Origin of the sequence: Leptolyngbya sp. FACHB-711 (assembly GCF_014695615.1) — a bacterium.
GTDB lineage: Bacteria > Cyanobacteriota > Cyanobacteriia > Elainellales > Elainellaceae > Leptolyngbya_A.
On sequence record NZ_JACJOR010000386.1, the window covers coordinates 1 to 8,596 of the forward strand.

At 51.8% G+C, this 8,596-nt stretch carries 7 protein-coding genes; 4 read left to right on the forward strand and 3 right to left on the reverse strand.

Annotated elements, in window-relative coordinates; translation table 11 throughout:
• Positions 1 to 112: 112 nt before the first annotated feature.
• Positions 113 to 1,075, reverse strand: a complete 963-nt coding sequence (locus H6F80_RS16245; protein WP_190792570.1) for a protochlorophyllide reductase — start codon at positions 1,073 to 1,075, stop codon at positions 113 to 115.
• A 622-nt stretch (positions 1,076 to 1,697) separates the two neighbouring features.
• Here H6F80_RS16245 and H6F80_RS16250 point away from each other — a divergent pair.
• A complete protein-coding gene (locus H6F80_RS16250; protein WP_242067401.1) occupies positions 1,698 to 2,534 on the forward strand; it encodes a YdcF family protein in 837 nt (278 codons plus the stop codon).
• On the opposite strand, the gene H6F80_RS16255 is transcribed toward H6F80_RS16250, so the two are convergent.
• Both H6F80_RS16255 and H6F80_RS16260 read right to left on the reverse strand, forming a co-directional pair.
• A complete protein-coding gene (locus tag H6F80_RS16255) occupies positions 2,486 to 3,508 on the reverse strand; it encodes an aspartate carbamoyltransferase catalytic subunit (RefSeq protein ID WP_190792571.1) in 1,023 nt (340 codons plus the stop codon). The genes H6F80_RS16250 and H6F80_RS16255 overlap by 49 nt on opposite strands.
• A 109-nt stretch (positions 3,509 to 3,617) precedes the next feature.
• Positions 3,618 to 4,520 (reverse strand): J domain-containing protein, encoded by a 903-nt coding sequence (locus H6F80_RS16260; protein ID WP_190792572.1) that lies wholly within the window; start codon positions 4,518 to 4,520, stop codon positions 3,618 to 3,620.
• 1,150 nt (positions 4,521 to 5,670) lie between these two features.
• On the opposite strand from H6F80_RS16260, the gene H6F80_RS16265 reads away from it, so the two are divergent.
• The 3 genes from H6F80_RS16265 to H6F80_RS16275 all read left to right on the forward strand — a co-directional run bounded on the left by H6F80_RS16265 (position 5,671) and on the right by H6F80_RS16275 (position 8,585).
• A complete protein-coding gene (locus H6F80_RS16265; RefSeq protein ID WP_190792573.1) occupies positions 5,671 to 6,072 on the forward strand; it encodes an SHOCT domain-containing protein in 402 nt (133 codons plus the stop codon).
• 88 nt (positions 6,073 to 6,160) lie between these two features.
• On the forward strand, positions 6,161 to 6,715 hold the full coding sequence (locus H6F80_RS16270; protein WP_190792574.1) for a ComEA family DNA-binding protein: 555 nt from the start codon (positions 6,161 to 6,163) through the stop codon (positions 6,713 to 6,715).
• Positions 6,716 to 6,857: 142 nt separating this feature from the next.
• Entirely contained in the window at positions 6,858 to 8,585 is a 1,728-nt protein-coding gene (locus H6F80_RS16275) for a succinate dehydrogenase/fumarate reductase flavoprotein subunit (protein ID WP_190792575.1), read from the forward strand.
• The last annotated feature ends 11 nt before the right edge of the window (positions 8,586 to 8,596 follow it).

An 8,596-nucleotide genomic window follows, 5' to 3' on the forward strand; every position in this document is an offset into this window, starting at 1 on the left:
GAAAAAACTAAAATTGGCTCGATCGCCTTAGCAGCCTCGCTTCTCAACATGAAAAAATCATAAGAAACGATCGCTAATGCAACCAAGCCACGTTATTTATCTTTTGTTTTCCTTATGCCAGCCCGACTAGCTTCTCGCTCAGAATCCACATCCGCTCGGCTTTTTCGTCATCGCGTGCCTGCGGCGAAACCTGACGAATAAATGATTTGCCGTCTTTCTTCTGGCGGTTGCCCCAGCTCCAATACGCGCCCGACTGACGGTATGCCGGGTCTGCCAGCACCATTGCCACCCGTTCACCGGACAGCTCCTGCGATACATAGCCGCCCGTGACGTATTTTTGGAACAGCGGGAAGATTTTCTGGAACAGCTTGTAGTGGTTGCGGAACAGCGGCGTATCTGCCACACAGCCGGGATAGAGCGAGCTAAAGGTAATTCCGGTGGAATCATGATGACGGCGGTGCAGTTCGCGCATGGTCAGCACGTTGCACACCTTGCTGTCTTTGTATGCTTTGACAGGTTCAAAGGCTTTGCCATCTGCCATCGTGATCGGATCTTTGAATCCGGCTTCAAATCCTTCAAAATTGCCCAGGTCGGGACGCGGAGGAATCTTGCCGCCCAGTTCATCTGGGTTGTGCGTCACCGTGCCTAAAATGACCAGTCGCTTATCGGACGCGGGGGACTGCTTCAGGTCGTCTAACATCAGATTGCACAGCAGAAAATGTCCCAGGTGATTTGTTGCCATGCTCAGCTCATAGCCTTCTGGACTCCACAGGGGCTCTTTGATCAGCGGCATATAGATTGCGGCATTACATAGTAAAGCTTCGAGCGTTCTGCCCGTTGCCCGAAAGTCCTTAACAAACTGCCGCACACTTTCTAAAGAGCCAAGGTCGATATGAAGAATCGTATAGCTATCTTTCGGGATGCCAACGGTTTGGGCAGCATTTTCTGCTTTTGCTAAATCTCGACAAGCCATCACCACGAACCAGCCACGCTGAGCCATTGCTTTGGCGGTATAAAGCCCAACTCCTGAAGAGGCTCCGGTGATAATCACCGTAGGTTTCTGACTTTGTGACATTCTGTTTAAACTCCGTTGACCGACGTTGACTGTTTCTAGATTCGCATACGAGGGGGGCATTTGAGGTCGATCGTCTCACTGCAAACTGTTAGAAAAAGTAAAGCGATCGACCCGTCAAAGTGCAAATAGCCCTGTCATCTCAGCTCTGATTCAGGCTTGATTCTAAATAAAGGACTGTATCTTTAACCGTTAATAAATATGAAGCGTCGTTTCTCTTAATTTCACTTTGTAAATGATTTTTTGAATCATCGATCGAATTGAGAATTGCTGCGCGGCAAACAGAAGGATTGGAATAATCTTGCAGCCCTAACCATTAAAATCCGAGCGACTCCCAATCCTTCTACAAGACGTTTTGCACCGCGTTTGATAGGGTGTTTGAAAAGTCCTGATTGTCACCCGGACTGCCCTTAGCCTTCTATCCTCGGGAAACCGGGCTTTCTGCCAAGTTTCAAAGCCCCCATTTCCGGGCAACTCAGCGAGCGAGGTAGCACAGGGAACCCTGCTCAAACCCCCCTGACCGATTCTGCCGAAGGTGGTCTATATCACAGCATGATCGGCTGAGGGATGAGTACACTAGCCTCTGAGAAATTGAACTTTTGTAAACTGTGCTACTGCGCTCGCCATGATGGATCCGGCTCTTTGTACTGCTGAGTCTGTCAGCTTGTGGACTCGCTCAACGTCTCTTCTGGTCAGGCTGCTGATGAATCCTCAGTGGGTGCTGCCGCCCCTGATGATCTGGATCATTCTGCCCTGGCTGCTGCGAATTTTTCGGCGCAAATGGCTGTATAGCGGAACGGGTGCGGTGCTGCTGCTGGTTTATCTGCTGCTCGGATCGCCGCTTACGGCAAATTTGGGAGAACGGTTTCTCACCGGGGCATTTCCCGGAGATTCAGGCGAACCCGTTGAGGCGATCGTGATTTTGGGGCGCGGAAGGGAGCTAAGACCCCAGCGTGTTCAGACGGCGGCAGCGCTGTGGCGAAATGATGTGAAGCAGTTTTCCCAGGTGGGTCATCGCGCTCCCCTGATTTTTGCCAGCGGCAGAGGCGATGCCCTAGAAATCGCTGCTATGCTGAAAAAAGGCGGCATTCCTGCTTCAGCGATCGACGGCGAACCCTGCTCGCGCACCACCGAGGAAAATGCTCAATTCACGGCTGCCTTGCTTCAGCCCAGAGGCATTCACCGAATTCTGCTGGTGACAGATTTGCCCCATTTGCGGCGATCGTGGCTCACCTTCCGCAGTTTAGGCTTTGAGGTAATTCCCCATGCCAGCCCCCTGCCGCCGCAATTCCCCGAACGTAAAACGGCATTTCTAGTCGTCAGAGAATGCTTTGGCTTCGTGACTTACGGCTTGCTCGGACGCTACACGCCCCGCAGTGTGACCGAAACTCCAACAGCGATCGTCCAACCTGCTCAGCCCGTTGCCGAAACAGAAGCGTTTTTTCCAGTTGCCATCAGATAAAGCAGTGCCATTCGCACCGCAACGCCGCTTGTCACCTGTTGGGAAATCAGGCTGAACTGCGGATCGTCCATCAGTTCGGAGCTAATTTCGACACCGCGATTCACTGGACCTGGATGGAGGACGCGCACGCCGGGCTGACAGTGCTTCAGCCGATCGAGGGTGATGCCAAACTGCTGATGATATTCCCGCAGACTGGGCAGCAAATGCTGGGTCATGCGCTCCCGTTGAAGCCGCAGGGTCATGACAAAATCGGCATCTTTCAGGGCGGGGCCAAGCGATCGGTGAATGATCAGTTTGCGCGGCAGCGCTGGAGTAGACTCTGATTGTACAAAGTCTGAAAATTGCCTGGGCAGTAGTGTGGGTGGACCTGCCAGGTGAACTTCTGCACCGCTTGCCGTCAGGCTCCACAGGTTCGATCGCGCTACGCGTGAATGCAGGATATCGCCGACGATCGCAATTTTCTTATCCTTCAGCAGCGAAAGTTTGGGCGTTTCAGGATCAATCAGCGTGCAAATGGTAAACAGATCCAGCAATGCTTGAGAGGGATGCTCGTGCTGCCCATCCCCAGCGTTGAGAATGCCTACTCGCGTTTGCAGCCGATCCATTTCTTGCGCGATCGCCAGGGGAACGCCTGCTTCCTTGTGGCGAATTACCATCAGGTCTGCGCCCATTGCCAGGTAGGTTTTTGCCGTATCCAGAATCGTTTCGCCTTTAGTTAGCGAAGACGTACCGGGAGCAAAGTTGAGCGTATCAGCAGACAGTCGCTTTGCCGCGAGTTCAAAGCTGCTGCGGGTGCGGGTTGAGGATTCAAAAAACAGATTGGCAACCACCTGTCCCTGAAGAGCAGGCACTTTTTTGGTGCGTCGAGACAGCACTTCCTGAAAGCTGGCAGCCGTTTGTAGCACCACATCGTACTCAGACGGTTGAAAGTCAGCCAGGGAAATAATGTGGCGGCGCGTCCACCCTGTCGTCATACTCAGTTTCCCCAAGCGGATCTTCAAAATTGTACTGCATGGGGCAAAGACTGTCTGAAAGGACTGTCTAAAAGGACTGCCCGAAAGAACTGTCTAAGAGAGAATTGCTCTAGCGTTTCCGTCCGAAGAGGCTAAAGAGCCCTCTATTCGCTGGCTTTGCTGAGCTATTTGCAGTTGGGGTCTCTAGGGAAATTTTCAGCTTTTCAGCGTAGTACACTGCCAGGGGGTCTTGTGGATTAAACTTGAGGGCTTGCCGGAAGTGAACTTTCGCCATGCCTGCCAGGTTTTGCATCAGGTATGCTTTCCCCAGCAGCGAATGAAATTCAGCTCGGTTTGGCTCCAGCCGGATCGCATCCCGCAGTTCTGCCACTGTCTGAGACCAGTTTTCCTTTCTGCCGTACTCCCGCGCTCGCTGGTAGTGTCGCTGAGCGTAGTTATCTTCGGTTGCGTTTATTTCTTCTTTAAGAGCCGCCTTGGTCGGACGCTCGATCGGCGCGGAAATAATTCCAGTCCGTTTTTCGAGAATCAGGAGTTCGCCCATTTTGAGATACAGATAGATGAGATTTAGCTCAGTGAGCTGTTGGGTCACAGACTCAAAATCACTGAGCGGTAGAAATTGCGATTCAGACAACCGGGTGACTGCCTGCTCATAAAAGACATCAACCTGGGGCACGGGCGTTTTGATCAGGCGTTGTCCCACTTCCGTCTGGGGCAAGAGTGGTTCGTCTTTATTAATACGGCGTACCCGGAAGCGCAGGGTTGCCACCATATCGGCTCTGCCTTTCTCCTGCTTGAGCTGCTGATAGGCAGGGTTAACCAGACGAGCTAGCAGTTGAGTTGCAAAGTTTCGATCGCTGACCGACTGAGTATAGCTATCGGGATGAAGCAATTTTGCGATGGTGCGATATCGCTTCAAAACTCGGCGATCGTCTGAAGTCACGGACAGACCCAGAACCGCATAGGGATCTGAAAACTGCGTCAGCCAGTCAGGGGAGAAAGAAGTCTGCGACATGGAATCGATTCTCGGATAGTTGAGATGCAATAAATGGAAGAAGCAGTAGAAATTCCAAAAATGGATTAGGAAAAATTGATGAACTGATTGCTATTAAGTAAGTCTGACTCCTGTTTCGCTCACCTGCCGACGATCGAACAGCCGTCGTGCTGGAAGCATATCCAAATCAAGGAGCTGAACAGACTCGCAACAGTCACCCAGCTAATCCAGTAGATGCAGAAGACCCTTTAAAGGCTCAAATCAGAAACGACGCTAGAAGAACAGCTTGAGTGAAGCTTTAAGCCGTGTGATCAAACCACCCCAAATTCGGCAAAAGACATGGTCAAGTCAAGCAACACTGATGCAGTGGGGATACCGGAGGCAAAGTCAGCAAATGTTTTTTAGATGCGCGACCGTAATGACTGAATACGCCTGGTGAGAAGCAATTAAGGCAATTATGCTTCAGAAAAGGATGTAAATCGGCAGTTTCACAATTTAACTTCTCGACTTTGCTTTTTCGATGACCCTAATTCACACACTACAGGCTAGGCTTCACGGCTCAGGCTGCCCTCGCAAATGCAGGTTTAAAATGAATTTTAAGATTTTGTAGATTACCCTTGCAAATTACGCTTGCTGTAAATATTTGCTGTAAGAACTTTCAGCACACAAGGTAAATTGCTAATTCAGCAATAAATTAGTTTTTTACAGACGATGCTTTAGACCATCATTGTTTCAGACCATCATTTTAGACAAGCACTCCTCCTGAGCAGCATAGTAACCAAGCGTATTTACCGAGCGGATTTACCGGGTAGACACTCATTGGATAGACCACTTACTGGGTAGACTTAGTGGGTGGAACCACTGAGTGAACTTTGCTTGGTATTTCCGTATCTTTGCGTAGTCTACAACTCTTTATTCCTGCATGACACGCCTGATCCAGAAATTTACTGTATCTTTAGAATGCAAATCTGCCTAAAGGCTTGATCGGTGTGCATTTCCAGGGATAACTCTGTCAAGTAGGCTGAAGAATACGGAGGAATGGACGATCGATTCGGATGTTTATTTTGTCTCCGCTAAGCGTTATAGAATGGCAATTCTTGTGACGCGATCGAAACTTTTGATGAACTTGCAGTATTTTCTGGAAGACTTAACTTAAAGGCGAGTTTGCTCCATGCTGAAAAAACCGAAAGACCGTCGCGTTGCTGCCTTGCTGGCACTGGCTGGAGCCGTCTCTCCCATCTCTGGCTGGCATAAGTTCTACCTGGGACAACCGGGCTGGGGCTGTCTTTATTTCACCCTATCACTGGTCAATCCCTGGAATCCGATTCCCCGTATTGCCAGTGTGATCGAGGCAGTTTGGTATCTGTTTCATGGGGAACATGCGGAATCGAGTTTATCGCTTTCCCTGCCCTCCCCCCGCTTCGATCGCCCTTCTAACCCAGCTGCAATTCATCCACCGCAGGTCACGGCATTTGGCGATGCGCTAAGAGAGCTGGACACCCTGCGGCAAGAAGGACTGATTTCAGAATACGAATTTGAACAAAAGCGGCGACAGTTGCTCGATGCCAAGTAGTTCCCCTTTCGGGGCGATCGTGCCTGGATACTGCCTCAGGCAATCATCTTAAATCTGAAGATTCAGAAGATTCAGAGGAAAGCAAGCAATGGGACTTTCAGACTGGCTCAATGGTGTGACGCAGGGCAAATCGCTGCAAAACGCGCTGCACCCCCTTCGATCGCGCCTGCTCAACGATCCCTACTACCGAATGCAGTCCCTTGAAGAAGTGCGCCTGGCTGCCGCTTTAGGGATTCGGATCGACGTGAATCAAGCCTCGGTAGACGACTGGCTGCGCCTGCCCGGACTCTCGATTCATCAGGCTCGATCGCTCGTTGCCCTGACCCAATCCGGCGTTGCGTTTCACTGCCTGGAAGACATTGCCGCAGCTCTCAACGTCCCCCTTTCCCGCCTCCGCCCTCTGGAACCTGTGCTGCAATTTTGCTATTACGCCCCCGATCGTCCTGATGCCCTTCCTCGCCTCAACGCCAATACCGCTACCTTAGAGGAACTTATGCGCCTGCCCCCGATCGACACCGCCTTGGCAAGGGCGATCGTTCAACACCGGCAATCTCACCCCTACCGCAATCTCCCCGATCTCCAGCAGCGCCTTCACCTTTCCCCCCAACGCACCGCTGACCTGATGCACTACCTTTTCTTTTAACCCCTCATCTTCTAATCCTTCGTCCCCTCACCTACTCTCCATTTCCCTATTCCAAAAAACATAAAGAAGTATCGACCTTTCCCCCCAAACCTTTGTCATCTGCGCCACGATAGATCCAGAAGTCATTCAGACAAGGCTGGACATGATTGAACATGATGTGGTGATCGTCGGGGGAGGACTGGCAGGATCGCGAGCTGCGGTAGAAATTGCTCGCACCGATCCCCGTCTCAGTGTGGCAGTCATTGCGAAAACCCACCCGATTCGATCGCACTCGGTCGCAGCACAGGGCGGCATGGCAGCAACCCTAAAAAACGTAGACGATCAAGACACCTGGGAAGCACACGCCTTTGATACCGTGAAGGGTTCTGATTATCTGGCAGATCAGGATGCAGTCGAAATTCTCACCCGTGAAGCTCCTGATGTGGTGATCGACCTGGAGCATATGGGCGTGCTGTTTTCCCGATTGTCAGACGGACGTATCGCCCAGCGAGCTTTTGGTGGACATTCCCACAAACGCACCTGCTACGCCGCCGACAAAACCGGACACGCCATTTTGCACGAACTGGTGAACAACCTGCGCCGCTATGGGGTTCACATTTACGACGAATGGTACGTGATGCGCCTGATTTTGGAAGAGGGACAGGCAAAGGGTTTAGTCATGTTCCGCATTCGGGACGGCAAGCTAGCAGTCGTACGAGCAAAGGCGGTAATGTTTGCGACGGGCGGCTACGGGCGCGTTTACAACACCACTTCTAACGACTACGCTTCCACAGGAGACGGACTGGCAATGACTGCCGTCGCTGGGCTGCCGCTGGAAGATATGGAATTTGTCCAGTTTCACCCGACAGGTCTTTATCCGGTAGGGGTTCTTATTTCAGAGGCAGTCCGGGGGGAGGGCGCGTATCTCGTTAACAGTGAAGGGAAACGCTTTATGGAAGACTATGCTCCCAGCCGGATGGAGCTTGCGCCACGTGATATTACTTCCAGGGCGATCGCCAGAGAAATTCGGGCTGGACGCGGCATTCACACCGACGGCAGCGCAGGCGGACCCCTTGTGCATCTGGATGTGCGTCACCTGGGTAAAGAAAAAATCATGAGCCGGATTCCATTTTGCTGGGAAGAGGCGCATCGTCTGGTCGGCGTGGATGCGGTCAATCAACCGATTCCGGTGCGTCCCACAGTGCATTACTCGATGGGCGGCATTCCCACTAATACGGAGGGACAGGTTCGCAGCAGTGCCGAGGGCTTAGTCGAAGCCTTTTTTGCGGCGGGAGAGACTGCCTGTGTTTCGGTGCATGGGGCAAACCGCCTGGGCAGCAATTCGTTGCTGGAATGTGTGGTATACGGTCGTCGAACCGGAGCAACGATCGCCCGCTACGTGCAGAATCGCAAACTGCCCGAAGTTGATGAGAAAAAGTACATCACGCAAGCAGAACAGCAGATTCAAGCCCTGATAGCGCAGCCTGGAGAATATCGAATCGACCAGATTCGGCAAAGGTTCCAAGACTGCATGACCGAATACTGCGGCGTATTTCGCACCGATGCCCTGATGCGGGAAGGACTGAGCCAACTTCAAACGATTCGGCAGCAGGCACAGCGAGTTTATCTGGATGACAAAGGCAAACTTTGGAACACCGAACTGATCGAAGCTCTGGAACTCCAAAGCCTGCTGATTGTGGGTGAAATGATCCTCACCAGTGCCCTCAATCGCCAGGAAAGCCGGGGGGCACACTCACGGGAAGATTTTGTCGATCGAAACGACACCGACTTTCTCAAACATACCCAGGCATACTTTTCGTCTGCCGGAATTGATATCCGCTATCGTCCGGTTACGATCACCATGTTCCAGCCACAAGAGCGAAAATACTAGCAATTAAGGGC

Coding starts and splice junctions, on each gene's coding strand:
- H6F80_RS16260 (WP_190792572.1), bottom strand. CDS start 4,520: ATGTCGCAGACTTCTTTCTCCCCTGACTGGCTGACGCAGTTTTCAGAT.
- H6F80_RS16255 (WP_190792571.1), bottom strand. CDS start 3,508: ATGACGACAGGGTGGACGCGCCGCCACATTATTTCCCTGGCTGACTTT.
- H6F80_RS16270 (WP_190792574.1), top strand. CDS start 6,161: ATGGGACTTTCAGACTGGCTCAATGGTGTGACGCAGGGCAAATCGCTG.
- H6F80_RS16250 (WP_242067401.1), top strand. CDS start 1,698: ATGATGGATCCGGCTCTTTGTACTGCTGAGTCTGTCAGCTTGTGGACT.
- H6F80_RS16265 (WP_190792573.1), top strand. CDS start 5,671: ATGCTGAAAAAACCGAAAGACCGTCGCGTTGCTGCCTTGCTGGCACTG.
- H6F80_RS16275 (WP_190792575.1), top strand. CDS start 6,858: ATGATTGAACATGATGTGGTGATCGTCGGGGGAGGACTGGCAGGATCG.
- H6F80_RS16245 (WP_190792570.1), bottom strand. CDS start 1,075: ATGTCACAAAGTCAGAAACCTACGGTGATTATCACCGGAGCCTCTTCA.